This is a genomic window from Citrobacter meridianamericanus (assembly GCF_041320245.1).
Lineage (GTDB): Bacteria > Pseudomonadota > Gammaproteobacteria > Enterobacterales > Enterobacteriaceae > Citrobacter > Citrobacter meridianamericanus.
Genome location: NZ_CP101036.1, coordinates 2,479,892 through 2,506,136, shown reverse-complemented (window position 1 = coordinate 2,506,136; position 26,245 = coordinate 2,479,892). Strand labels below are relative to the sequence as shown.

25 protein-coding genes are annotated in these 26,245 nt (G+C 50.9%); 11 read left to right on the top strand and 14 right to left on the bottom strand.

What is annotated here, in order from left to right; all coding sequences use genetic code 11:
* Positions 1-207 precede the first annotated feature (207 nt).
* From fabI to osmB, 7 genes are all read left to right on the top strand, one after another.
* Positions 208-996, top strand: a complete 789-nt coding sequence (fabI, locus tag NMD08_RS12040; protein WP_187252345.1) for an enoyl-ACP reductase FabI — start codon at positions 208-210, stop codon at positions 994-996.
* A 199-nt stretch (positions 997-1,195) separates the two neighbouring features.
* A complete protein-coding gene (locus tag NMD08_RS12035; RefSeq protein WP_370620164.1) occupies positions 1,196-2,341 on the top strand; it encodes a CMD domain-containing protein in 1,146 nt (381 codons plus the stop codon).
* Between the two features lie 89 nt (positions 2,342-2,430).
* A complete protein-coding gene (locus NMD08_RS12030; RefSeq protein WP_370620163.1) occupies positions 2,431-4,365 on the top strand; it encodes an exoribonuclease II in 1,935 nt (644 codons plus the stop codon).
* Between the two features lie 266 nt (positions 4,366-4,631).
* Positions 4,632-6,623 (top strand): cyclic di-GMP phosphodiesterase, encoded by a 1,992-nt coding sequence (pdeR, locus tag NMD08_RS12025; RefSeq protein ID WP_187252344.1) that lies wholly within the window; start codon positions 4,632-4,634, stop codon positions 6,621-6,623.
* A 182-nt stretch (positions 6,624-6,805) separates the two neighbouring features.
* Positions 6,806-6,988 carry a hypothetical protein gene (locus NMD08_RS12020; protein WP_151219358.1) on the top strand — a complete coding sequence of 61 codons (183 nt, stop codon included), beginning with the start codon at positions 6,806-6,808 and terminating at the stop codon, positions 6,986-6,988.
* Between the two features lie 95 nt (positions 6,989-7,083).
* Positions 7,084-7,836, top strand: coding sequence for a DNA-binding transcriptional regulator YciT (locus NMD08_RS12015; protein WP_151219359.1), 753 nt, complete (start codon positions 7,084-7,086; stop codon positions 7,834-7,836).
* 267 nt (positions 7,837-8,103) lie between these two features.
* Positions 8,104-8,322 (top strand): osmotically-inducible lipoprotein OsmB, encoded by a 219-nt coding sequence (gene osmB / locus NMD08_RS12010; protein WP_003020583.1) that lies wholly within the window; start codon positions 8,104-8,106, stop codon positions 8,320-8,322.
* Between the two features lie 107 nt (positions 8,323-8,429).
* Here osmB and yciH read toward each other — a convergent pair whose 3' ends face one another.
* From yciH to pgpB, 5 genes are all read right to left on the bottom strand, one after another.
* Complete coding sequence (gene yciH / locus NMD08_RS12005; RefSeq protein WP_151219360.1) at positions 8,430-8,756, bottom strand: stress response translation initiation inhibitor YciH; 327 nt, start codon at positions 8,754-8,756, stop codon at positions 8,430-8,432.
* Positions 8,757-9,494 carry an orotidine-5'-phosphate decarboxylase gene (gene pyrF / locus NMD08_RS12000; RefSeq protein WP_151219361.1) on the bottom strand — a complete coding sequence of 246 codons (738 nt, stop codon included), beginning with the start codon at positions 9,492-9,494 and terminating at the stop codon, positions 8,757-8,759. It abuts the gene before it with no gap.
* A 190-nt stretch (positions 9,495-9,684) separates the two neighbouring features.
* Positions 9,685-10,854, bottom strand: a complete 1,170-nt coding sequence (lapB, locus tag NMD08_RS11995; RefSeq protein ID WP_151219362.1) for a lipopolysaccharide assembly protein LapB — start codon at positions 10,852-10,854, stop codon at positions 9,685-9,687.
* Between the two features lie 6 nt (positions 10,855-10,860).
* The gene (locus NMD08_RS11990; protein WP_006684318.1) at positions 10,861-11,169 is read right to left on the bottom strand and encodes a LapA family protein; all 309 of its coding nucleotides are present in this window, start codon (positions 11,167-11,169) and stop codon (positions 10,861-10,863) included.
* A gap of 149 nt (positions 11,170-11,318) precedes the next feature.
* Positions 11,319-12,083, bottom strand: a complete 765-nt coding sequence (gene pgpB, locus NMD08_RS11985; protein WP_370620162.1) for a phosphatidylglycerophosphatase B — start codon at positions 12,081-12,083, stop codon at positions 11,319-11,321.
* 202 nt (positions 12,084-12,285) lie between these two features.
* Between pgpB and ribA the strand changes: the two genes are divergently transcribed.
* Positions 12,286-12,876 carry a GTP cyclohydrolase II gene (ribA, locus tag NMD08_RS11980; RefSeq protein ID WP_003020601.1) on the top strand — a complete coding sequence of 197 codons (591 nt, stop codon included), beginning with the start codon at positions 12,286-12,288 and terminating at the stop codon, positions 12,874-12,876.
* Positions 12,877-12,925: 49 nt separating this feature from the next.
* On the opposite strand, the gene acnA is transcribed toward ribA, so the two are convergent.
* The 5 genes from acnA to topA all read right to left on the bottom strand — a co-directional run bounded on the left by acnA (position 12,926) and on the right by topA (position 20,315).
* Positions 12,926-15,601 (bottom strand): aconitate hydratase AcnA, encoded by a 2,676-nt coding sequence (acnA, locus tag NMD08_RS11975; protein ID WP_370620161.1) that lies wholly within the window; start codon positions 15,599-15,601, stop codon positions 12,926-12,928.
* 304 nt (positions 15,602-15,905) lie between these two features.
* On the bottom strand, positions 15,906-16,076 hold the full coding sequence (locus NMD08_RS11970; protein ID WP_187252339.1) for a hypothetical protein: 171 nt from the start codon (positions 16,074-16,076) through the stop codon (positions 15,906-15,908).
* 3 nt (positions 16,077-16,079) lie between these two features.
* Positions 16,080-16,241, bottom strand: a complete 162-nt coding sequence (locus NMD08_RS11965) for a YmiA family putative membrane protein (protein ID WP_247605000.1) — start codon at positions 16,239-16,241, stop codon at positions 16,080-16,082.
* A gap of 293 nt (positions 16,242-16,534) precedes the next feature.
* A complete protein-coding gene (gene cysB / locus NMD08_RS11960) occupies positions 16,535-17,509 on the bottom strand; it encodes an HTH-type transcriptional regulator CysB (protein ID WP_151219365.1) in 975 nt (324 codons plus the stop codon).
* 208 nt (positions 17,510-17,717) lie between these two features.
* The gene (topA, locus tag NMD08_RS11955; protein WP_151219366.1) at positions 17,718-20,315 is read right to left on the bottom strand and encodes a type I DNA topoisomerase; all 2,598 of its coding nucleotides are present in this window, start codon (positions 20,313-20,315) and stop codon (positions 17,718-17,720) included.
* 398 nt (positions 20,316-20,713) lie between these two features.
* On the opposite strand from topA, the gene NMD08_RS11950 reads away from it, so the two are divergent.
* Entirely contained in the window at positions 20,714-20,965 is a 252-nt protein-coding gene (locus NMD08_RS11950) for a YciN family protein (protein ID WP_003020616.1), read from the top strand.
* A gap of 107 nt (positions 20,966-21,072) precedes the next feature.
* On the opposite strand, the gene sohB is transcribed toward NMD08_RS11950, so the two are convergent.
* Positions 21,073-22,119: a protease SohB gene (gene sohB, locus NMD08_RS11945; RefSeq protein ID WP_151219367.1), complete on the bottom strand. Its 1,047-nt coding sequence runs from the start codon at positions 22,117-22,119 to the stop codon at positions 21,073-21,075.
* Positions 22,120-22,338: 219 nt separating this feature from the next.
* On the opposite strand from sohB, the gene NMD08_RS11940 reads away from it, so the two are divergent.
* Positions 22,339-23,100, top strand: coding sequence for a YciK family oxidoreductase (locus NMD08_RS11940; protein ID WP_151219368.1), 762 nt, complete (start codon positions 22,339-22,341; stop codon positions 23,098-23,100).
* On the top strand, positions 23,097-23,687 hold the full coding sequence (gene cobO, locus NMD08_RS11935) for a cob(I)yrinic acid a,c-diamide adenosyltransferase (RefSeq protein WP_187252337.1): 591 nt from the start codon (positions 23,097-23,099) through the stop codon (positions 23,685-23,687). Before NMD08_RS11940 ends, cobO begins: the two co-directional genes overlap by 4 nt.
* 42 nt (positions 23,688-23,729) lie before the next feature.
* Here the strand turns inward: cobO and rluB are convergent, their stop codons facing one another.
* From rluB to rnm, 3 genes are all read right to left on the bottom strand, one after another.
* Complete coding sequence (gene rluB, locus NMD08_RS11930) at positions 23,730-24,605, bottom strand: 23S rRNA pseudouridine(2605) synthase RluB (protein WP_187252336.1); 876 nt, start codon at positions 24,603-24,605, stop codon at positions 23,730-23,732.
* Positions 24,606-24,705: 100 nt separating this feature from the next.
* Positions 24,706-25,326 (bottom strand): L-threonylcarbamoyladenylate synthase, encoded by a 621-nt coding sequence (locus NMD08_RS11925; RefSeq protein ID WP_187252335.1) that lies wholly within the window; start codon positions 25,324-25,326, stop codon positions 24,706-24,708.
* Positions 25,323-26,201 (bottom strand): RNase AM, encoded by an 879-nt coding sequence (gene rnm / locus NMD08_RS11920; protein ID WP_187252334.1) that lies wholly within the window; start codon positions 26,199-26,201, stop codon positions 25,323-25,325. Before rnm ends, NMD08_RS11925 begins: the two co-directional genes overlap by 4 nt.
* Between the last annotated feature and the right edge of the window lie 44 nt (positions 26,202-26,245).

The window sequence follows — 26,245 nt, the reverse complement described above, 5'->3', positions numbered from 1 at the left end:
GTTGGATCGTGGGTTGGATGAGGCAGACCCCGGCCAGAGTGGTATACTCCACGCCTGTATTGGAGAGCGGAAGGTCACTCAGGACTGATTACCATTCAATAAGAGGCAGGGGTGGAGATAACTTCAGACCAATGCAGGACGTTCACGCAATTCCAATGATGACTTATTGATTAATAAAAGATAAACAATCGCCATAAGGATTAAACTATGGGTTTTCTTTCCGGTAAGCGCATTCTGATAACAGGTCTTGCCAGCAAATTGTCCATTGCCTGGGGAATCGCCCAGGCAATGCATCGCGAAGGCGCAGAACTCGCTTTCACCTGGCAGAACGACAAACTGAAAGGCCGCGTGGAAGAATTTGCAGCTCAACTGGGTTCCAGTATCACACTGCAGTGTGATGTGGCGGAAGACGCCAGTATTGACGCAATGTTTGCTGAGCTGAGCAAAGCCTGGCCTAAATTCGACGGTTTCGTTCATTCCATTGGCTTCGCGCCTGCTGACCAACTGGATGGCGACTATGTGAATGCAGTCACCCGAGAGGGTTTTAAAATTGCTCATGACATCAGCGCTTACAGCTTTGTGGCGATGGCAAAAGCCTGCCGTTCCATGCTGAATCCGGGTTCTGCGCTGCTGACCCTATCCTATCTGGGCGCAGAGCGTGCCATCCCCAACTACAACGTGATGGGTCTGGCGAAAGCCTCTCTGGAAGCGAACGTGCGTTATATGGCCAACGCGATGGGGCCTGAAGGCGTGCGAGTGAACGCCATTTCCGCAGGTCCAATCCGTACACTCGCCGCTTCTGGCATTAAAGATTTTCGTAAAATGCTGGCGCACTGTGAAGCGGTTACGCCGATTCGCCGCACCGTTACCATTGAAGATGTGGGCAACTCCGCAGCATTTCTGTGCTCCGATCTCGCTGCCGGTATCTCTGGTGAAGTAGTTCACGTTGACGGTGGCTTCAGTATCGCCGCAATGAACGAGCTGGAACTTAAATAAGCCTAAGATCTCGATGGGCGGTTTTGTGCCGCCCATGACTCTCCTCTGTCAGCCACCACATATGCCTTTCTGATATTTATTATCACGTAACAATCTTTTATCCCCTCATCCGCTTACGTCAGGATATTGCAGCGCAAACGATCCGGCGTAGTAGTATGACGACGAGTCCGGGTCGCCACTTTTAGACCAAGGAACGCCCATGGAACAACGCCGAATTGAAGGTAAAAGCCACTGGTATCATGAGACGCAATCCAGCACGTATCCGCAAAAAGTTCTGCCGCTGGTGCCGGAAGCCGCTCATGTCGACGACAGCTTTTTACTGGATCTGGCATTACCTGATGACGCTCTTTCGCCCTTTGAATCCTGGTTAACCCCTGCCCGTAAACTTGCCCTGACGCTCTTCCCGGCTCATGAAAACCTGAATCAGATGCATACGTTCAGCGCCTATGAACGGATGAGTACAGCCCTGACCGTCGCTCAGGTGTATGGCGTCCAGCGATTATGTAATCACTATGCCGCGCGTTTAACACCGCTTCCTGGTCCGGACTCCTCGCGGGAAAGTAACCATCGACTGGCGCAAATCACCCAATATGCTCGCCAACTTGCCAGCTCTCCTGCCGTGATAGGCGAACGCGACCGTCAGCATCTGGAGGCGGTCGGACTGACCACCAGCGATAATATTCTGATGAATCAAATCATCGGCTTCGTCGGTTTTCAGGCCCGAACCGTGGCCCTGTTTCAGGCCTGGTCTGGTCATCCTCTACGGCGAATACCAGGGCTGGATATACAGCAGTTCGCTCAGGCTTCATCCTTCAGCGCCACAAACACAACCTGGCATGCTGCACCATTCCCGATCGAAAAATACCTCCCCCATGATGAGAACACTGCCAGAGCGTATCCGGATGAGCTGCAAGCCTTGGTGCCATTACTGATACATGCACCGGTCATTTTGGATTTACTCACGACGTTGATTTCCAGTGCCCGGCGCAGCGCTGTATCAGTACAGGCATTTTCACTGGCGGCGCTGATGACGTCACGAATTAACGGCAGCGTGGCCTGCTTTAACGAGCAGGCGCATACAGCAAATGAATTAGTCGACGTTATCGCCCTGCTTCGCCTGGATGAACGTGAATTACAGCGTTGGGAACAACGACATCCGGTTGAGCGCGCCACCCTGCAAGCGGTACAATGGTTGACACGAGCGCCCGACCGCTTTAGCGCCGCATTGTTAACGCCTTTGTTCGATCAGGGGCTCTCTTCGGAGCAGGCTATTAACCTGCTCACCTGGAGCGGATTGTGCGGATGGTTGAATCGCTTGAAAATCGCGCTGGGCGAGACTTGTTAACCGATCCACTTACTGAAAGAGCGCTTGCCGCAACTGATAGAATCGCGTAAAACTGTCAGCCGCTCTTTTAGCCACGAAAATAGACAATTATGCTTCAGGACAACCCGCTGCTAGCGCAGCTTAAACAGCAACTGCATTCCCAGACGCCACGTGCTGAAGGGGTGGTAAAAGCCACGGAAAAAGGCTTTGGCTTCCTCGAAGTCGATGCACAAAAAAGCTATTTCATTCCGCCGCCGCAGATGAAAAAAGTGATGCATGGCGACCGCATTGTTGCCGTTATCCATACCGAAAAAGATCGTGAATCTGCCGAGCCGGAAGAACTGATTGAGCCCTCCCTGACGCGCTTCGTGGGTAAAGTTCAGGGCAAAAATGACCGTCTCGCCATCGTGCCGGATCATCCGTTACTGAAAGATGCTATCCCTTGCCGTGCCGCCCGCGGTGTTGAGCATGAATTTAAAGAAGGTGACTGGGCCGTCGCTGAAATGCGCCGCCACCCGCTGAAAGGCGATCGCACCTTCTATGCCGAGCTAACCCAATTTATCACGTTTGCTGATGACCACTTTGTTCCGTGGTGGGTGACGCTGGCACGTCATAATCTTGAAAAAGAAGCACCGGACGGTGTGGCAACTGAGATGCTGGATGAGGGTTTGGTACGCCAGGACTTAACCGCCCTCAACTTTGTTACCATCGACAGTGCCAGCACCGAAGATATGGATGATGCGCTATATGCTGAAGAACTGGCCGACGGCAAACTGCAGTTAACCGTCGCCATTGCTGACCCTACAGCATGGATTGCTGAAGACAGCAAGCTGGACAAAACGGCAAAAGTTCGCGCGTTTACTAACTATCTGCCAGGGTTCAATATCCCAATGCTGCCGCGTGAACTGTCTGACGATTTGTGTTCTCTGCGTGCAAATGAAGTGCGTCCGGTTCTGGCCTGTCGTATGACCATCGCCGAAAATGGCGCGATTGAAGACAACATCACCTTCTTCGCCGCAATGATTGAATCGAAAGCGAAGCTGGTCTACGACAACGTCTCCGACTGGCTGGAAGGCGCGGGTAACTGGCAGCCTGAAAATGAGGCGATTGCTGAGCAAATTCGCCTGCTGCATCGTATTTGCCTCAGCCGCGGTGAATGGCGTCATAACCATGCACTGGTATTTAAAGATCGCCCGGATTATCGTTTCGTTCTGGGTGAAAAAGGCGAAGTGCTGGACATCGTCGCTGAGCCGCGCCGCATCGCTAACCGTATTGTGGAAGAGTCCATGATTGCGGCAAACATTTGCGCCGCCCGAGTACTTCGCGACAAGTTGGGCTTCGGGATTTATAACGTCCATATGGGATTCGATCCTGCGAACGCCGACGCGCTGGCTGCGCTGCTGAAAACCCATGGTATGCACGTGGATGCTGAGGAAGTTCTGACGCTGGAAGGTTTCTGCAAACTGCGTCGCGAACTTGATGCTCAGCCTTCCGGTTTCCTCGACAGCCGCATTCGCCGCTTCCAGTCTTACGCTGAAATAAGTATCGAGCCAGGTCCGCACTTTGGACTGGGTCTGGAGGCTTACGCCACCTGGACCTCTCCGATTCGTAAGTATGGCGACATGATCAACCACCGTCTGCTCAAGGCCGTCATCAAAGGCGAATCCATCGCCCGCCCTCAGGATGATACCACCGTGCAAATGGCGGAACGTCGTCGCCTGAACCGAATGGCTGAGCGTGATGTGGGAGACTGGTTATACGCCCGTTTCCTGAGTGACAAAGCCGGTACCGACACCCGCTTTGCGGCTGAGATCATTGACGTCAGCCGCGGTGGCATGCGCGTGCGCTTAGTTGATAATGGCGCTGTTGCATTTATTCCAGCCCCGTTCCTGCACGCCGTTCGTGACGAACTGGTATGCAGCCAGGAAAGCGGCACCGTGCAAATTAAAGGTGAAGTTGTTTACAAAGTCACGGATGTGATTGACGTAACTATCGCTGAAGTACGGATGGAAACCCGCAGCGTTATTGCGCGCCCAGCGGTATAACACACATCAAACCATCGACCTTTCTCATTGTGTGAAAGGTCGTTTTCTTTTTTTCGCCCAAATTTCCACCACGCACTACACTTCTTTCATTCGGCTAATTTTAATTTTTTTACTATTTTCAGTTCCGTTGGCTTTGCTTTTTACGGATTCTGGATTACACATAAATATATAAAAAAAACAATACGTTCAGCCATAATCACCCTGAATGAATCATGGCTACCCATACTTTTGAGGCTCTATGCGCTTTAAACGGGATAGTACACATCATGAAAGACGTCCGGGAGCTGATTACGTTGTATAGCTATGTGGGCACTAATAACCCTTACTGGCGTTTGTCAGAGGATTGCAACATCCTGCATTTCTCTGTCGAAGAAACGTCAGAGGCCGATCAGACCATCGAATTATCCCCGGAACAAGCCGATCGCATTCGCGAGATGACGGTAATTACATCAAGTTTATTAATGACGTTACCAATTGAAGATGACAACATTCCCGTGCATCTGGTCGGCCGAAAAATCAATAAGCGTGAATGGGCCGGTAGCGCATCCGCCTGGGATGACACCCCTTCCGTCGCCCGTGATCTGGCTCACGGCCTCTCTTTTGCCGAACAGGTGGTTTCTGAAGCCAATTCAGTCATTGTCATTCTTGATCGCATGGGCAACATTCAGCGGTTTAATCGACTCTGCGAAGAGTATACCGGACTCAAAGAACGTGAAGTCATTGGCCAAAGTGTATTCACATTATTTATGAGTCGACGTGAAGCGGCCGCGTCACGACGCAATATCGAGGTCTTTTTTCGCGAAGGTAACTCGTATGAAGTTGAACGCTGGGTGAAGACCTGTAAAGGACAGCGTCTGTTTTTATTTCGTAATAAATTTGTGCATAACGGTAGCGGAAAGAACGAAATATTTCTGATCTGTTCCGGGACCGATATCACTGAAGAACGCCGCGCCCAGGAGCGTTTGCGGTTGTTGGCGAATACTGACTCGATCACTGGATTACCCAATCGCAACGCTATTCATGATCTGATCAGCAATGCGATTGAGAACGCGGGCGAAATGCAGGTCGGGATTGTGTACCTCGATCTGGATAACTTCAAAAAGGTAAACGATGCCTACGGGCATATGTTTGGCGATCAGCTATTGCAAAGCGTATCGCTGGCAATCCTCAGTTGCCTTGGCGAAAACCAGTTACTGGCACGATTTGGCGGTGATGAGTTCATTGTCCTTGCCACCGAAACATCCCAGGGTTCACTGGAAGCCACCGCGTCGCGTATTCTGACACGCCTGCGTCAACCCTTTCGCATCGGCCTGATTGAAATCTATACCGGATGCTCTATTGGTATTTCCCTCGCACCACAGCATGGTCAGGACTGCGAGAGCGTTATTCGTAACGCGGATACTGCCATGTACACTGCGAAAGAAGGCGGTCGCGGGCAGTTTTGTGTCTTCTCCCCGGAAATGAATCAGCGGGTATTTGAATATCTGTGGCTGGATACCAATCTGCGTAAGGCACTGGAAAACGATCAACTGGTTATCCACTATCAGCCAAAGATAACCTGGCGCGGCGAAGTACGTAGCCTTGAGGCTCTGGTTCGCTGGCAATCTCCGGAACGCGGCCTCATTCCACCGCTGGAATTTATCTCCTATGCCGAAGAATCGGGGCTTATCGTCCCGCTGGGTCGTTGGGTTATTCTCGATGTTGTGCGCCAGGTCGCGAAATGGCGCGCCAAGGGCATAAACCTACGTGTGGCGGTAAACGTTTCTGCCAGACAGCTCGCCGACCAGACGCTTTTTACCGCGCTTAAGCAAGTACTTCACGAACTTGATTTTGAGTATTGCCCTATCGATGTTGAGTTAACAGAAAGCAGTTTGATTGAAAATGAGCAACTGGCGCTGTCCGTGATTCAGCAGTTTAGCCAGTTAGGTGCGCAAATCCATTTAGATGATTTTGGTACCGGTTATTCGTCGCTGTCCCAACTGGCTCGCTTCCCGCTTGATGCAATAAAACTGGATCAAACCTTTGTCAGAGATGTACACAAACAATCGATTTCACAATCGCTGGTACGGGCCATTGTTGCGGTCGCACAGGCGCTCAACCTACAGGTGATTGCTGAAGGTGTGGAAAGCGCGAAAGAGGATGCGTTTCTGACCAAAAATGGCGTCAATGAGCGTCAGGGTTTTTTATTCGCCAAACCAATGCCGGCCGCCGCATTTGAGCGTTGGTATCGACGACATCTGAATAAAAAAATGCGCTAATGCAGAGAGGTTACACGTAGTGAATAATCATAAGTGGATATGAGATGAGGAACCTATCTGCATGTAATCACAGAATATATAATATTCTTCAATCGTTCTGCTTAATACTATTTTTCCCTTCTCTTTTGCCATGAAATTCTGCATCATGAAATTCAAACTCTATTGCCATTAGGATGACAACCATGTCTGATATCGACGCTCAGCGTCTGGCCGAACGTATTGATACCGTGCTGGATATCCTCGTTGCAGGTGATTACCACTCAGCCATCCACAATCTTGAAATTCTTAAGACTGAGCTGTTAAACACGATCAAAGAAGATGCCGAATCTTTGGCGAAAAAGCATAAGGCTCCGTGGGAGATCTGATGACATTGTTCTTTTGATGTCGCTGCTATCAGCGAACTGCAGGTAATGCAGTTTCCGTTTAAATTCCTATACGATATCGCAATAAAATTAATACTATGAATTCCCGACAACAATCTATTTTGCAGATGGTGACAGATAAAGGTCAGATGAGCGTCGCCGATCTGGCAAAAATCACCGGAGTTTCAGAAGTGACGATTCGACAGGATCTGAACACGCTGGAAAAACAGAGTTATTTACGCCGAGCGCATGGTTTTGCTGTTTCACTGAACAGCGATGACGTTGAAACGCGCATGATGACCAATTTCACCCTGAAGCGTGAACTGGCTGAATTCGCCGCATCGCTGGTCAGCCCTGGTGAATCCGTATTTATTGAGAACGGCAGCAGCAATGCCCTTCTGGCCAGAACGTTGGCAGAGCAAAAAGATGTCACCATCATTACTGTGAGCAGCTACATTGCTCATTTGCTCAAAGAAACGCCTTGCGAAGTGATTCTTCTCGGTGGCATTTATCAGAAAAAAAGCGAGAGTATGGTCGGTCCCTTAACACGCCAGTTTATCCAGCAGGTACACTTCAGCAAGGCCTTTATCGGCATCGATGGCTGGCAAGCTGATACCGGTTTTACCGGACGCGACATGATGCGTTCTGACGTGGTTAACGCGGTGCTGGAAAAAGGAGCAGAAGTTATTGTACTTACCGACAGCTCAAAATTCGAAGCCATTCACCCTTACACGCTGGGTCCGTTAGAGCGATTCAGTCGCGTAGTGACGGACTCTGGACTTAGTGCCAGCGTACAAATGCAGCTCGAGCATTCAGGGTTAACCGTCAATATCATTGATACCCACTCATAATATCTTCAGCAGATGGTTTGTTGACAGGCAAATCATCTGCTCTCTGAGAGTTATCTGACAGTCCAATTAAGACTTTTTACCTGTCGTTAACAGGATAAAGTCGTAAAATTAATGTTAGCGATATAACAGGAACGAACATCCAACTTCAGGATAGTGTTTGTATGCCTTCGCTAAACGGTTTCACGGAAATATCTTCGATAGTCTTAATTTAGCGCTATTCTTAAAGAACACAGGATTCCGTGAATCAATAATTCAGGAGAAAGTATTATGTTAGTAACGAGCAAAAAAATGACCGCTGCCATTCTGGCGATTACTCTGGCAATGTCGCTGAGCGCCTGCTCTAACTGGTCCAAACGCGATCGTAACACCGCAATCGGTGCTGGTGCAGGTGCAATAGGTGGTGCAGTCCTGACTGACGGTAGCACGCTTGGTACGCTGGGTGGTGCTGCAGTAGGTGGTATTATTGGCCACCAGGTGGGTAAATAATCTACGGTTGACTGGCTCGGTATAATAATACGTTTACTTTTTTCAGGTCATTACGATTAAAATCGTTATTCTTAAAAAGCCACGGATCAATACCGTGGCTTTTTTTATTAACCGCCTGCCAGCTTAACTTTCATTCCTTTGGCTTCCAGCAGCGATTTAATCAGGTCGCGTTTATCACCCTGTATCTCAATCACGCCATCCTTTACTGCTCCGCCGCAACCACACTTTTTCTTCAGTTCCGCCGCTAATTTGGCCAGTTCGGCATCATCTTGATCAACACCGGTGATCAAACACACCCCCTTGCCTTTGCGCCCACTGGTCTGACGTTGGATACGCACAATGCCATCGCCTTTTGGACGCTCAGGCGCCGTTTTCGGTTCATCAATACGCCCGGAATCGGTTGAGTAGACCAGGCGAGAGTTTGAATCATTCATTTATACACCTCGTTTCAGGGAGGCATTGATCGTCTTCAGCGTCTGAGCTGGGTCGACCGACTGCGTGACCGGACGACCAATCACCATGTAATCCACACCGGCTAACTGCGCCTGTTCTGGCGTCATAATACGGCGCTGATCGCCCGCCTCGCTACCTTCAGGACGAATTCCCGGCGTCACCAGCTTAAATGCCTGACCAAAGGCCTGCTTGAATCGCACCGCTTCTTGCGCTGAGCATACGACCCCATCCAGGCCACAGTTTTGAGTGAGACGAGCCAGTCTTTCAGCATGCTCGGCAGGTGACAACGTCACGCCAAGGTCGGCAAGATCGCTGGCTTCCATACTGGTCAGAACCGTCACCGCAATTAGCAGCGGCGCATCCTTACCAAACGGCGCTAAAGCTTCACGGGCTGCAGTCATCATACGCGCCCCACCAGAGGCATGAACGTTAACCATCCACACACCAAGATCGGCCGCAGCTGCAACCGCATGGGCGGTGGTATTGGGAATATCATGGAATTTCAAATCAAGAAAGACGTCAAAACCACGCTGCTGAAGATCGCGGACCAGCTGAGGTCCAAAAAGCGTGAACATCTCTTTGCCCACTTTCAAACGGCAATCACGAGGATCAATTCTGTCGACAAAAGCTAATGCTTTATCACGATTAGCATAATCGAGAGCGACAACGACAGGAGAATCAGTAACAGCACGAGAAGAAGATGAAGCAGTAAACGTCATGACCAGACCTTCTTGAAGATGGGCGCCGGCAGTGGCGCAAAATGGGTAAACGGCGTGCATTCTACCTGCGGTAATAGAAAATTAACAGGCGCGATTACATTTCTGCCAGGCGAATAGGCAGCGGAGGTTGAGGATGGATCGATCATACCTCAATTAGTATGTTGTAACTAAAGTGAGGTTTTTTTAAAAACTACAGCCCATCAAGTCCGCGAATAGGCTTAATGGTTGACCATGAACGGCAAGACGGGCAGTGCCAGTACAGCGTATATGCAGTAAATCCGCATTTCTGACAGCGGTAGCGTGGTTTGCTGCGCACCTGCTCCCCAACCATATCACGCAAAACCATCAGGCTCTCTTTGGCACGCCCTTCTTCTGCTTCGTTGAGATGATAATCCATCAGCTTGTGGAACACGCGCATTGTAGGATGGCGTTGAAGCTGACGCGTGATGTAAACCTGTGCGGTATCAGTCCCTTCACGTGCTTCAAGGATATCGGCCAACATTAGCTCAGCAGCGGCGCCAGTATTCTCCTCAACGGCCCGACGTAAGAACTCTGCCCACTCATCGTTTTTCCCCAGATGCTGGTAGCAGCTTTGTAGCATTTCCAGCGTTTCGCTGACCAGCTCTTTATCCTGGGAAATCACCCGCTGCAGGCTTTCAACCGCCTTGGCGTAATCGCCTTTCACCATATACACGCGGCCCATCATGATGGATACCCGTGCACTGTTTTTGTCTGCCGCGGCCCCTTTTTTCAACAACGTCATGGCACGATCCATATCGTCGTTACCCATTTGCTGTAAGGCCAGTTCGCAGTAAAAATGCGCTATCTCAATGCGCTGCTTATCTTTACCAAGCTTCACCAGACGTTCCGCCACATCAATGGCTTTTTGCCATTCGCTGGTTGCCTGATAAATTTGCAGTAGTTGCTGCAATGCGCCAACGCGAAAGTCTGTTTCATCGGTAAGCTGATTGAACATGTCTTCAGCTCGGTCGTACAGACCCGCGGCCATGTAGTCGCGCCCCAACTGCTGTACGGCCAGCAAACGCTGCTCGTAGGTCAGTGAGGCACTTTCCATCAGCGTTTGATGGATGCGGATTGCACGATCGACTTCACCGCGAGAGCGGAACAGGTTTCCGAGGGTGAGATGAGCCTCAACGGTGCCTGTATCCTCTTTTAGCATATCGAGGAACAAATCCACCGCTTTATCTTGTTGGTTGCTCAGAAGGAAGTTAACCCCAGCGACATAGTCGCGGGAGAGACGGTTAGCTTCATCCTGCCGGGTTTGTTGCGCACTTCTGCGACCCATATACCACCCATAGGCAGCGGCTACAGGTAAAAGCAGAAACAACAACTCCAACATAAATAATTATTCCTTCACAACCGACGAATCGGCAGATACCGCAACGTCGGTCGCAGGCGCAAGCTGGTTTTCCAGTCGTTTGATTTTACGTTCGGCGCGTGCAAGAGATACACGAACCTTCAGCCAGAACAGGCCGCAAATTAACCAACCAATGGCAAAACCTGCGGCAAACAATACAGCAAGCAGCGTAGAGATACGATACTCACCCTGAGCCAACAGGTAATTAAACGTAACCTGTTGATCGTTTTGCGCACCTAATGTCACCGAGATAACAAAAATCGCCAACACCAGTAAGAAAATGAGTAAATATTTCACATTACTTCCCGTTATGTGGTTTAAGCGAATAAATCGTGTACAACTTACCGCGTTGAGCCCTTTAAATTACCATTTTCACAACGAGTGCGAAATGGAAAAGCGCTTTCCGCATTCTGATTTAAGGGCAAAATTTGAAAAATCAATCATAGCTAGCTTTCTTGCTCACGTTGCGCGATTTCTTTTGCCTCCTGCACAGGCGGCGTTAATGGTCCGCATACTCGCTGCGCGAGCCATGTTGCCAGCGTCACCAGCAGCCACGAAATCAGCGTTGCAACGACCAAATCACGCGGCCAGTGCATGCCCAACAGCAAACGGCTACCCATAACACCCGTCGCCCAGATAAGCAAAAACACAATCGTCAGCGTACGTTTGCGCGGCCATAACAGTCCTACGGCCAGTAAAGCCCAACTGGCGGCAAACATCGTATGCCCGGACGGAAAGGCAAAGCCCGTTTCTTTCTGCCAGTGCTTGCGTAAAAACGTTGGAATATCCTGTTGTTCAGCCAATTGTTCTTTAACTAAGTGCCCGCGATCTTTACGATTTAAAGTGTAGAACTCATCAACCGGAATATGGTGCGTTTTTTCCAGCCACACAACAAAGGGTCTTGGCTCTTGCACTCTGTCTTTTACCCAGGACTTCACGCCCTGCCCCACTAAAATTGCCGCCGCCAGGATAGCAAACAGCATTATCGCGGCTTTAAGACGAAAACGCAGGCACCAGAGAAACCATACACAGAGCGCAACGTGAGTGATAATTCCCCACGGCTGCGTCACCGTTTCTGTTATCCAGTACAGGGTTTTTAACCACCAGACATTGTGTCCCGGCTGCCAGTTCCAGCCTGATACCCATACGGTAACCGGCATGATCAGTAGCAGTCCGGCGCCAACTGCCGTACGCTTTGCAATTGAAAGCATTGCCTCTCCTTTTGTCGATAAGTCTCACAATCATAACTGAAAAATACGTATGCTGGGAAAATTGACAATTTTGTGCCATTCCAAAAATGAATCCGTTGCCACGATTAGGTGAACGTCGCTGCCTTATGGCAAAATAGTGCAATACAGAACAGAAGCCGACAGGCGACGGCACGACGAGTGCCAGCATAATCTGGAGAATTACATGCAGCTTAAACGTGTGGCAGAAGCCAAACTGCCAACCCCCTGGGGTGATTTCCTGATGGTGGGATTTGAAGAACTGGCAACCGGACACGATCATGTCGCCCTGGTTTTTGGCGATATTACAGGCCAAACGCCTGTCCTGGCTCGCGTCCACTCCGAATGTCTGACCGGCGATGCGTTGTTTAGTCTGCGTTGCGATTGTGGTTTCCAGCTTGAAGCAGCACTCACCCACATTGCTGAAGAAGGGCGTGGTATTCTGCTTTATCACCGTCAGGAAGGGCGCAACATTGGCCTGCTCAACAAAATTCGCGCTTACGCGTTGCAGGACCAAGGTTATGATACCGTTGAAGCGAATCATCAGTTGGGATTTGCAGCAGACGAGCGCGATTTCACGCTGTGTGCAGATATGTTCAAACTGCTGGGTGTGGACGAAGTACGTTTACTGACCAATAACCCGAAGAAAGTGGAGATTCTGACCGAAGCGGGAATCAATATCGTTGAACGCGTACCGCTAATTGTAGGCCGTAACCCAAACAATGAACATTATCTGGACACTAAAGCCGCCAAGATGGGACATTTGCTGGGCAAGTAAGCGTTGTCACCGCCTGTAAAAAAGCCTGCTCTCGCAGGCTTTTTATCTTTTAATTTAACATGTTACGAATCACATAGTGCAAAATACCATCGTTCTGGTAATACGTTAGCTCTGTCGCGGTATCAATACGACAGCGGCACTGAATCACCTCTTTGCGCCCATCTGCGCGTACTATATTCACTGGAACTGCCGCGCCTGGTTTAATATTTTGTAGCTCCGTGATATCAATCGCTTCCTCACCGGTTAATCCCAGCGTCTTACGCGTGACGCCCTGCGTAAATTCCAGCGGCAATATCCCCATGCCAATCAGGTTAGAACGGTGAATTCGCTCAAAAGACTCAGCGATAACCACGCGGACCCCCAGCAAGCGCGGGCCTTTCGCCGCCCAGTCGCGACTGGAGCCGGAGCCGTACTCTTTACCGGCAATGACCGCCAGCGGAATGTTCTCCTGCTGATATTGCATCGCCGCATCATAGATAGCCACCACCTCTGTTCCAGGTAAATGACGCGTCATGCCGCCTTCTACACCGGGAACCATCTCATTGCGAATGCGAATATTAGCAAACGTACCGCGCATCATCACTTCATGGTTCCCACGTCGTGAACCGTAGGAGTTAAAATCTTTACGCTCAACGCCGTGGCTTTGCAGATAGCGACCCGCCGGGCTGTCCGGCTTAATACTACCGGCTGGTGAAATATGGTCGGTGGTGACGGAATCGCCGAGCATAGCCAGAATACGTGCGCCATGGATGTCCTGAACCGGATCCGGCGTAGCCTGCATACCATCAAAGAACGGCGACAAGCGAATGTAAGTTGAATCGGACTGCCAGCCATAGGTATCAGCTCTATCAACATCAATAGCTTTCCATTCCGGTGTGCCCTCAAAAACTTCAGCATATTCTTTATGGAACATGGCGGTAGAGACCTGCTCAACGGCACGGGCGATTTCCTGGGCAGTCGGCCAGATATCTTTCAGATACACGGGGTCACCTTTTCGGTCATGACCCAGCGGATCTTTCGTCAGATTGATGTTCATATTCCCCGCCAGGGCGTAGGCCACCACCAGTGGCGGAGACGCCAACCAGTTGGTCTTCACGAGCGGATGAATACGGCCTTCAAAGTTACGGTTGCCGGAAAGCACCGCCCCAACGGTAAGATCGCCTTTTTTGATGGCTGTCTCAATAGGGTCGGGTAACGGCCCTGAGTTACCAATGCAGGTGGTGCAACCATAACCCACAAGGTTAAATCCCAGCTCATCAAGGTACGGTGTAAATCCGGCCTGTGCCAGATAGTCAGAAACCACCTTTGATCCTGGTGCCAGCGAGGCTTTCACCCACGGCTGACGTTTCAGACCAAGCGTCACTGCTTTTTTCGCCAGTAGCCCCGCCGCCATCAATACACTGGGGTTAGAGGTGTTCGTACAGGAGGTGATTGCCGCTATCACCACTGCGCCATCAGGCAGTTTATACTGCTGACCGCTCATGGTGTACTCCACCGGCTGACGGTCTTTCAGCGAGCTATTTACCTCAAGTTCATTACTCGCCGAAAATGCTTTCGGTACATCCGCCAGCGCAACACGATCCTGCGGACGCTTCGGTCCGGCAAGGCTTGCTTCTACACTGCCCATATCCAGTTCCAGCGAGCTGGTAAATACGGGTTCATCGCCAGGGTTTCGCCACATGCCCTGCGCTTTAGCATAGGCACTGACCAGATCAACCTGCTCCTCACTGCGTCCACTCAGACGCATATATTCAAGGGTGATGTCATCGATCGGGAAGAAGCCGCAGGTTGCACCGTATTCGGGTGACATGTTCGCAATGGTCGCTCGATCGGCCAGCGGTAAGGTGTCCAGACCATCACCGTAAAACTCAACAAATTTTCCGACCACGCCGTGCTTACGCAGCATCTGGGTGACGGTCAGAACCAGGTCGGTCGCGGTGATGCCTTCCCGCAGTTTGCCCACCAGCTTGAAGCCCACAACATCCGGGATAAGCATTGAGACAGGTTGACCCAGCATTGCCGCTTCCGCTTCAATGCCTCCCACCCCCCAGCCCAGCACACCGAGACCATTAATCATTGTCGTATGGGAGTCAGTACCGACCAGCGTATCGGGGTAAGCCACCCATTCACCGTCCTGTAATTCGCTCCAGACGGCTTTACCGAGGTATTCAAGGTTAACCTGGTGGCAAATCCCCGTCCCCGGTGGCACAACGCTGAAGCGACTAAATGCCTGTTGTCCCCATTTCAGGAACACATAACGCTCATGGTTTCGTTCCATTTCCAGACGAACGTTTTCTTCGAAAGCGTCGTCATCACCAAAACGATCCACCGTTACCGAGTGGTCAATAACAAGGTCCACTGGCGAAAGCGGATTCACTTTTGCCGTATCCCCGCCCAGACGTTTCACCGCTTCGCGCATGGCGGCCAGATCGACCACTGCCGGCACGCCGGTAAAATCCTGCATCAGAACGCGAGCAGGTCGATAGGCAATTTCGCGATCCGCATGGGCAGTTTTCAGCCAATGCGCAAGCGCATGAATATCGTCTTCAGTAACTGAATTTTCGTCCTGCCAGCGCAGCAGGTTTTCCAGCAAAACTTTTAGCGATTTGGGGAGACGGGTGATATCACCCAGTGATTTCGCGGCCAGCGGCAGACTGTAGTAGCGGTAGGTTTTATCTTTAACCTGCAATGTGTCCTTACTGGCTTCTCGTAGGGTCGACGACATAGCTCCTCCTTAAATGACAGGGTTGGATCCCCTGATTTTCCTCAGGGTTAGTATTAAAGATAACACAAACAAAATGTAACGCTTTGATAACAACTCAAATTGATAAAAAGCGGAAACAATCTAAAGTGGCAAGTGAAGTAAATGGCGAGAAGAAGAGTTTAAACGATGAAAGTTAATACGGTGATTGTGTAGCAGGTAATGACCAATCGATAATACGCTGATTAGCGTGGCTCACGCATGTTTTAGGAATAAATTATTAGATATACAAACGACAAAATAATAATAGTTATAAAACAGATATCAATTATTGTTCCTGTTCATCATCTTCCGTAAACAGGTCGATAAACGCCCGTTGTTCAGGAGTGAGTTCCCAGGACGCAGGAATATTCGGTTTATTCTCTGCGCCGCGATGGCTCTCCTGCTCATGGTCATCAGGAGATGGCGTCACGATAGAATGCTGTTCCGCTGCGGACATGACCTACCCCCACACGTTCCACGCCACGAGCGCGACAATAATCCAAAACACGGTAGAGCCAAGAAACACAGCGAACCAGGCTTTACGTTTCATCGCGGGATCCCGGCGTGCCGGCTGGTTTCCTGAAGGCATCGCTAACCTCATACTATCGAAATCACTTATCATTTAGGCACCAAACAATCGGTACAATTAATCATTAGATAAGAGGAATCCTAATAAAAAAGGTAAAAAAAAGCCAGTTAATTTTAGTACTCGACCTGATAAATAAATCAATTGTTTGATCGGTTATAAATATTTGACAGGTATTTTTGGCACGCTGAGTAATTTGAAACTACTTTAGGAAATATTTTCCATAAATAAACTATGGTTAATATAGGGAGCGGAAATAATGAATAAATTCAGAGTATCCCGTCGGTATCGCTTTACGCTTAAGGATACCGACGGGGTAACAGCAGTTATTATTTCTCAGGCAATTTAATATCTTTAAACATGGCTTCAATATCATCGTTGGAACGCAGCGCCACCGCCGTATCCACCACATCGCGGGTCAGATGCGGCGCGAAACGTTGAATAAAATCATACATATAACTGCGTAAAAATGTGCTGCGACGAAAACCAATTTTAGTGGTGCTATGGCTAAAGATATCGTGCGCATCCACGCGCACAAGGTCTGGGTCTGAGACGGGATCTACTGCCATACTGGCAATCACACCGACGCCGAGCCCCAGGCGGACATAGGTCTTAATAACATCGGCATCAGTCGCGGTAAAGACAATACGCGGCTCCAGACCCGCACGGTTAAACGCGGTATCCAGCTCCGAGCGTCCTGTAAACCCAAACGTGTAAGTCACCAGCGGATACTGCGCCAGTTCCTCAATGGATACCGAGGATTTGCCCGCCAACGGATGCTCAGGTGTGACGACGATCGAACGATTCCAGTGGTAGCAAGGTAGCATCACCAGATCGTCGTACAGATGCAGAGCTTCCGTCGCAATAGCAAAATCTGCATTTCCTTTCGAGACGGCTTCGGCGATTTGCGTCGGCGATCCCTGATGCATATGTAATGAGACGCGAGGATAGCGCTCGATAAAACCTTTAATCACGTTCGGTAAAGCGTAACGCGCCTGGGTGTGCGTGGTGGCGATATATAACGAGCCTTTGTCCGGCCAGGTATGTTCGCCCGCAACGGACTTAATGGCATCCACCTTCGACAGAACTTCTCGCGCAATACGAATGACTTCTTGCCCCGCTGGCGTAACCTGCGTCAGGTGCTTACCGCTACGAGCAAAAATCTGGATACCCAGTTCATCTTCCAGCATACGAACTTGCTTACTGATACCGGGCTGGGAGGTATAAAGCCCTTCCGCCGTTGAGGAGACATTAAGGTTGTGGTTCACCACCTCAACAATGTAGCGAAGCTGCTGTAATTTCATATTAAGCCATCCCGATTTGCGCCATCAAATCATCGTTTCAAAGCAAGCTGCTAAGCGCTGCTAATACGATTTAATAATAAAAAGTCTGTTAACTATAACCACTATATCATTTCTATGTGATCTGTATAGGCATGATAAAAAATAATAGGGCCTAAACAAAAAGGGCCGCTTATGCGACCCTTTAAGGAGAAATTCAGCCAAAATACTGTTATTTCTTCCCTTCTACCCATTTACCGTCAACGAAGAACGCGGACCAGCCGGTCGCCTTACCATCTTTCTCAGCGGCGACGTACTGCTGCTTGGTTTTACGGCTGAAGCGAACCATGGACTTGTTGCCGTCCGGATCTGTCTGCGGTGCATCTGCCAAATAGCGCAGTTTTTCCGGTAGACGATCGCGGAAACGGTACAACTCTTCCACCAGCGGCGCACGGGTCTCACGTGATTTCGGGAACGTATTTGCCGCGAGGAAGATACCTGCAGCACCATCACGTAACACGAAATACGCGTCAGATTTTTCACACGGCAGTTCCGGCAACGGAACCGGATCTTCTTTCGGCGGAGCGACTTCACCGTTGCGCAGGATCTTACGGGTATTTTTGCACTCGTCGTTGGTACACGCCATGTACTTGCCAAAACGCCCCATTTTCAGGTGCATCTCAGAGCCACATTTCTCACACTCAACGATAGGACCGTCATAACCCTTGATGCGGAATTCGCCCTCTTCAATCTCATAGCCATCGCAGGTAGGGTTATTACCACATACATGCAGCTTGCGCTTAGGATCGATAAGGTAGCTGTCCATCGCCGTGCCGCATTTCTGGCAGCGACGTTTGGCGCGCAGAGCATTCGTTTCCGCATCGTCGCCTTCCAGCACGTTCAGTACTTCGTTTTCCGGCACCAGATTAATGGTAGTTTTGCAACGCTCTTTCGGGGAAAGCGCGTAACCGGAACAACCAAGGAAAACGCCGGTACTGGCGGTACGAATCCCCATCTTGCGTCCGCAGGTCGGACAATCAATGCTGGTCAGCACCATCTGGTTCGGACGCATACCGCCCTCTTCAGGATCTTTCTCGGCTTTATCCAGTTGCTGAGTAAAATCAGTGAAGAAGTTGTCGAGCACGCCCTTCCATTCGGCTTCGTGATTCGCGACCTGATCGAGGCTGTCTTCCATCTGCGCGGTAAAATCGTAGTTCATCAGTTCACGGAAGTTTTCTTCCAGACGATCGGTGACGATTTCACCCATTTTTTCTGCGTAGAAACGACGGTTTTCCACGCGAACATAACCGCGATCCTGAATCGTAGAAATGATCGACGCATACGTTGATGGACGACCAATGCCACGCTTTTCAAGCTCTTTAACCAGCGAGGCTTCACTGAAACGTGCAGGCGGTTTAGTAAAGTGCTGTGCTGGCGTCAGTTCGATAAGCGTCAGCGTATCGCCTTTTTCTACCGCCGGTAAAATGCGGTCTTCATCGCCCTTACGCAGCGCTGGCATTACCTTTGTCCAGCCATCGAAGCGCAGAATACGACCGCGCGCCTTCAGACGGAAATCACCCGCGTCTACGGTCAACGTGGTTGAGTCGTATTTAGCTGGCGTCATCTGACAGGCAACAAACTGGCGCCAAATCAGTTGATACAGTTTTTGCGCATCGGCTTCCATGTCTTTCAGCGATTCCGCCTGTACGGCGACATCGGAAGGACGAATAGCTTCATGCGCTTCTTGCGAGTTCTCTTTGCTGGCGTACTGGTTCGCGCTATCCGGCAAATATTTTTTGCCAAAATTATCGCTGATGTAATCGCGGACCATGTTCACCGCGTCCTGGCTCAGGTTAGTTGAGTCAGTACGCATGTAAGTGATATAGCCCGCTTCATACAAGCGTTGCGCCATCATCATGGTTTTCTTCACACCGAAACCCAGACGCGTGCTGGCGGCCTGCTGTAGCGTAGAGGTGATAAACGGCGCGCCCGGCTTGCTGCTGGTCGGCTTATCTTCACGTTCCAGAACGCTGTAGCGCGCTTTTTCCAACAGACTAACGGCGGCAAGCGTTTGTTCCCGGTTGACCGGACGGAACGGTTTATCATTCTGATGCGTCACCTCGAGCGGTAACGCGTCACCGCCTGGCGTGGTTGTGTTGGCATCAATCTCCCAGAACTCTTCTGGAACAAATGCTTTGATTTCGCGTTCACGCTCAACCACCAGACGCACAGCAACTGACTGTACGCGACCAGCTGACAGACCACGTGCAATTTTTTTCCACAGCAGCGGCGACACCATATAGCCCACAACACGGTCCATAAAGCGGCGCGCCTGTTGCGCATTTACACGGTCGATGTTCAGTTCGCCAGGTTTTTCAAATGCCTGACGAATAGCGTTTTTGGTAATTTCGTTAAACACCACGCGGCTGTAGCGGGTGTCATCGCCACCGATCACTTCCCGCAGGTGCCACGCAATGGCTTCCCCTTCGCGGTCAAGGTCGGTTGCGAGATAGATGTGGTCGGCTTTTTCAGCCAGTTGCTTCAGTTCAGAAACCACTTTCTCTTTACCGGGCAGCACTTCATAGCGCGCATCCCAGTTGTGCCACGGGTCAACACCCATACGGTTGACGAGAGCGCCACGTTCATCCTTTTTGGGCTTTTTAGCCGTTTTGGTGGAGGTTGAGTCGGCGCTCTTTTTAGTTGCTGAGCCACTGGTCGGCAAATCACGGATATGACCGACGCTGGATTTCACCACGTAGTCATTACCCAGATACTTGTTGATCGTTTTGGCTTTTGCCGGGGACTCAACGATGACAAGAGCTTTACCCATATTCACCTTTACCTAATTTGATTCTTCCAGAATGCGTCGCACGTTGATTCACCTTCCACTGGCGACGAGACATCGATATGGTCTCTGCGTCGGCGGATATCAACCCCTTAAACTGATTCGCGCTTGCAATGTAACTCTCATATAACTGAGTTAACAGGCTTTTTTGCTCACAAACGCTATAGCACGACGAAGTATTGGTCGAATGTCAAGCAAATCTGTTGCCAGATTGACGAAAGCGTCACACTGTACCTGATAAAATGCGTTACGCAACTTTATTAGCATGCAAAAACAAATATCGCCAGTTGTAACACCGCCGTAAAACCTTCATTTATGTCAGGGAATATTTGCCCATAAGCTGGGCTCAGCGTAGACTAATGTCCTTGTTTAAGGAGTAAATCATGCATAAAGACACTCAACCCATCGATCGCGAAACACTGCTGATTGAAGCCAACAAAATCATTCGTGAGCATGAGGACACGCTGGCGGGGATTGTCGCCACCGGAGTTACACAGCGAAATGGTGTACTGGTTTTCAGCGGAGATTACTTTTTAGACGAGCAAGGGCTACCGACGCCCAAAAGTACGGCTGTGTTTAATATGTTTAAACACCTGGCGCACGTACTTTCTGAAAAGTATCACTTGATCGATTAACGCGAGAAATCATTTGCCGGATGGCGACTGAGCTTAATCCTGCCTACGTTAGTGCATATCTGTAGGTCGGGTAAGACGCGTTTGCATCGCCACCCGGCAATGAAGATTTACATCAGAGGTTTCTGTCCCCGCTGCCACCAGCGCATCAGCAAACGGTCAGCGCTCTCTGCCGCACTACCGGTGAAACGATCCATCAGTTTTTTACGCTGCAGGTAACGTACGTTTAATACCTCGCGGCCTTCCATCAACCCGAGGATCACCTCATCGCTGGTATTGATCTCATCCACTAACCCATTTGCCAGTGCTTGTTGACCAAACCAATGTTCCCCTGTGGCAACCTGCTCAATGTCCAGAGTCGGACGCATGCGCTGCACAAAATCTTTAAACAGATGATGCGTTTCGTTCAGATCTTCGCGGAATTTCTGCCGCCCTTCTTCCGTGTTTTCACCGAGTAAAGTCAGCGTACGTTTATACTGTCCGGCGGTATGCAGCTCGATATCAATATCTTTCCCTTTCAGGAAACGGTTAAAGTTCGGGATCTGCGCGACGACGCCAATAGAGCCGACGATAGCAAACGGCGCCGAGACAATTTTATCCGCCACGCAGGCCATCATATATCCGCCGCTGGCAGCGACTTTATCTACCGTGACGGTTAGCGGGATCTGCTTATCGCGCAAGCGTTGTAACTGCGAGGCGGCCAGACCATAGCCATGTACCACGCCGCCCGGACTTTCAAGACGAACCACCACCTGGTCCTGAGGTTTAACGACCGCCAGCACCGCTGTAACCTCTTCGCGTAATGCGCTGACCTCATGGGCATCCATACTGCCTTTAAAATCGAGAACCCATACCCGAGGCTTATCAGATAACGTGCTGTCTCCCTGTTTCGCTTTAGCCTTAGCCGCTTTCGCCTCCAACTTATGTTTCTTTTTCTGCGCCTTGTGCCAAAGTTTTTGCTGATGCCCATCTAACAGGGCCAGCGACAGGTCTTCCTTCATCTCTTTATATTGATCGCTGAGATTAATAACCCGTAATTCTCCACGCTGACGTTTGCGTTGTGTCGCATTTACAATCAGCATCACCACCACCGCGATAGCCACTACGACAGTGACAATTTTTGCCAAAAACAGCCCATATTCAGACAACAATTCCACAAGACCCACCTTGGTTAAACAACGCTACTTTTGCTCAGTGTACAACAGCCTTGTTAACCCGTCTTGCTTCTCCATCCAGTGAGGAACCAGCAAAAAGCATGACAACGCGTTCATTTTGCGGTGTTATTGCCTTTGGCTGATTGAAAAAGAACAGGGTTTAAGGCATAAAGCCCAAAAGTTATCGCGAACGAGATGGCCAGACGTCGCCGAGGAGTAGCCGTGCATTATCAACCTAAACAAGACCTTCTACAGGACCGCATTATTCTGGTCACCGGAGCCAGCGACGGCATCGGGCGTGAGGCCGCTCAGACCTATGCGCGTTACGGCGCGACCGTTATTCTGCTTGGACGCAACGAAGAGAAACTGCGCCGGGTTGCCCGCACCATCGCCGATGAAAACGGTACGCAACCACACTGGTTTACGCTGGATCTGCTCAACTGCACATCCACTGAATGCCACCAGCTCGCACAACGCATTGCCGCGCATTTCCCGCGTCTGGATGGTGTACTGCATAATGCCGGGTTGCTCGGCGATATTTGCCCGATGAGCGAACAAAACCCGCAGGTCTGGCAGGACGTGATGCAAGTAAACGTCAATGCGACCTTTATGCTGACACAGGCATTGCTGCCGTTGTTGCTCAAATCTGATGCCGGCTCGCTGGTCTTCACCTCCTCCAGCGTCGGTCGCCAGGGGCGCGCCAACTGGGGGGCATATGCCGTCTCCAAATTTGCTACCGAAGGAATGATGCAGGTTCTGGCAGATGAATATCAGAACCGCCACCTGCGCGTAAACTGTATCAATCCTGGCGGTACACGTACCGACATGCGAGCCAGCGCATTCCCGACCGAAGATCCGCAAAAATTGAAAACGCCCGCCGATATCATGCCGCTCTATCTGTGGCTGATGGGCGATGACAGCCGCCGTAAAACCGGTATGACTTTCGATGCCCAGCCGGGCCGTAAACCAGGAATAGCCCAATGAGTGAAGAACGCTATCAACAGCGCCAGCAGCGCGTAAAAGACCGGGTTGATGCCCGTGTTGCCGCAGCGAAAGATGAGCGCGGGATTATCATCGTGTTCACCGGTAATGGTAAGGGAAAAACCACCGCCGCGTTCGGTACCGCCACCCGCGCAGTAGGTCACGGTAAAAAAGTCGGCGTGGTGCAATTTATTAAGGGCACATGGCCAAACGGGGAACGTAACTTACTCGAACCTCACGGCGTAGAGTTTCAGGTCATGGCAACAGGATTTACCTGGGAAACGCAGAACCGCGAGTCCGACACCGCTGCCTGTATGGCCGTGTGGGAACACGGTAAGCGGATGCTGGCCGATGCAGAGCTGGATATGGTGATACTGGACGAACTGACCTACATGGTGGCTTACGACTACCTGCCGCTTGAAGAGGTCATCAATGCCCTGAACGCGCGCCCAGCCCATCAAACGGTCATTATCACTGGGCGAGGATGTCATCGCGATATTCTGGAGTTAGCTGACACGGTCAGCGAGCTGCGCCCGGTCAAGCATGCGTTTGAAGCGGGCGTGAAAGCCCAGCCAGGGATCGATTACTAAAAAAGGGCCCACTGGGCCCTTTTGATCTCTACGACAGCAAAATTAACCGTTGTTGCTGCGACCGCCCGGACGACGGCTGCTGCCGACCTGAGAGTGACGCTTTACCGCACGACGGATCTGGTTTGCCTTCATGCGGCGACGATCTTTCTCGACGGCCACTTTGGAGGTCGTTTCTGGTTTCAGCTCCACCAGTTCACGCAGATAGTTGGTCTGAGCAAGATCAAGCTCTGTCCAGCCACCACGCGGCAGGCCTTTCGGCAGCGGGATATCACCGTAACGGACACGGATCAAACGGCTTACCTGCACACCTACGGCTTCCCACAGGCGACGGACTTCACGGTTACGCCCTTCGGTCAGCGTGACGTTATACCACTGGTTGATCCCTTCACCGCCGCTGAACTTGATCGTTTTAAACGCAGCCGGACCATCTTCCAGCTGCACGCCACGACTCAGATCGCGCAGTTTCGCGTCATCAACCTGGCCAAACACACGCACCGCATATTCACGTTCAACTTCGCGGCTTGGATGCATCAAACGGTTCGCGAGCTCACCGTCGGTGGTGAACAACAGTAAACCACAGGTATTCACGTCCAGGCGCCCCACTGCAATCCAGCGCGCGTCGCGCAGTTTTGGCAGACGATCAAATACGGTCGGACGACCTTCCGGATCGTTACGGGTACACAGTTCACCTTCTGGTTTGTAGTAGGCCAGAACGCGGCAGATTTGCTCCGCAGGCTCTTTAACCGAAATCAGATGACCGTCGATACGGATTTTCAGACCCGGCGTGACTTCAACGCGATCGCCGAGCGTGGCAATTTTGCCATCAACGCTCACGCGACCCGCGGCAATAATAGATTCAATTTCACGGCGAGAACCGTGGCCAGCGCGCGCCAGCACTTTTTGTAACTTTTCGCTCATAGAGCTTCCTTTAGATGTCGCCTTCACAGGCGTCGAACAGGAGAATCAACGGCGCCAGTCAGCGCCATTTTAAGGCCGCGTAGTATAGCGGTTCGCGCCCTTATAAGAAAGGTTTAACATCGCCGACGCCTTCCCGCAGCACCACCGGAGAATCGTCGGTTAAATCGATGACCGTGGTCGGCTGCTGGCCAAGATAACCACCGTGGATAATCAAATCCACCTGTTTCTCCAGACGGTCTTTTATTTCTTCCGGATCTGACTCGGTAAATTCACTGCCCGGCAGCATCAGTGACGTGGATAGCATCGGCTCGCCCAGCGCTTCAAGCAGCGCCAGTGCTATCGGGTTCGAGGGCACACGCAGGCCAATAGTTTTACGCTTTTCCTGCAACAAACGGCGCGGAACCTCTTTCGTCCCTTTCAGAATGAAGGTGTAGTTGCCCGGCGTGTTGTTTTTGATCAAACGAAAGGCCACGTTGTCGACAAAGGAATAGGTCGACAATTCAGACAGGTCACGGCACATCAGCGTAAAGTTGTGCCCGTCCGGCAGGTGGCGGATACGGCAAATGCGCTCCATTGCACCTTTATCTTCAATTTTACAACCCAACGCGTAGCCGGAATCAGTTGGATAGACGATCACCCCACCTTTCCGCACGATATCAACGGCCTGATTGATCAGTCGCTGCTGCGGGTTATCAGGATGAATATAAAAAAACTGGCTCATACTTTCCTCTCTGTGGTCTCGGGCTGCTCCCAAAGTTCCCAGACGCCTTCTACGCCTGCGGGCAACCAGAGTTTACGCCCCAGTTCAATCCACGGGCAGGGTAGATGAAAATCCGACCCTTGCGATGCCCACAGTTGATGCTGACGCGCAAGCGTTGCCAGATGGGTTCGTTCATTGGGAGACTGCTGGCACTGTGCCACCTCCATCGCGTCGCCGCGGTGTTCAGCAAAATGCGCAACCAGTCTTTTCAGCCACTTAGCGCTAAGATCGTACCGACCTGGATGAGCCAGAACTGCCTTACCGCCAGAATGATGAATGACATCAATAGCTTGTTCTATTGTACACCACTGTGGCGGAACGTAACCGGTTTTCCCACGGGCAAGATATTTTTTAAAGACATCCGCCATGGTTGCGGCTTTGCCACATTCCACCAGGTAACGCGCAAAATGCCCCCGTGTAACCGCCCCGCCATCAGCCAGTCGCAGCGCCCCTTCCCATGCACCGGGAATGTTCGCTTTGCCGAGCCGCTCAGCAATCAGGCGCGCGCGCTGCTGGCGACGTTCCGTCTGTTGCGCCAGAAACTCGCGCATCATCGGATGAGCGATATCAATGTTCAGACCCACTATATGGATCTCATGGTTTTCCCAGACCGTTGATATCTCAACGCCAGAAATCAAATTTAACGCTAAACCTGAACGTGAAATTTCTTCTCTTGCCGCCGCAATGCCCGCCGTGGTGTCATGATCGGTGATCGCCAGTGTACCGACTCGCATCTCTACCGCACGGTGTACTAAGGCTTCTGGCGTTAACCGCCCATCAGAAGCCGTAGTATGGCTGTGCAGGTCATAAATCACTGCGTAATTCGTGTCGCTCAAGGCGGCTCCCGTTTCAATAAATGTCGTAACACGCCCATCATAAC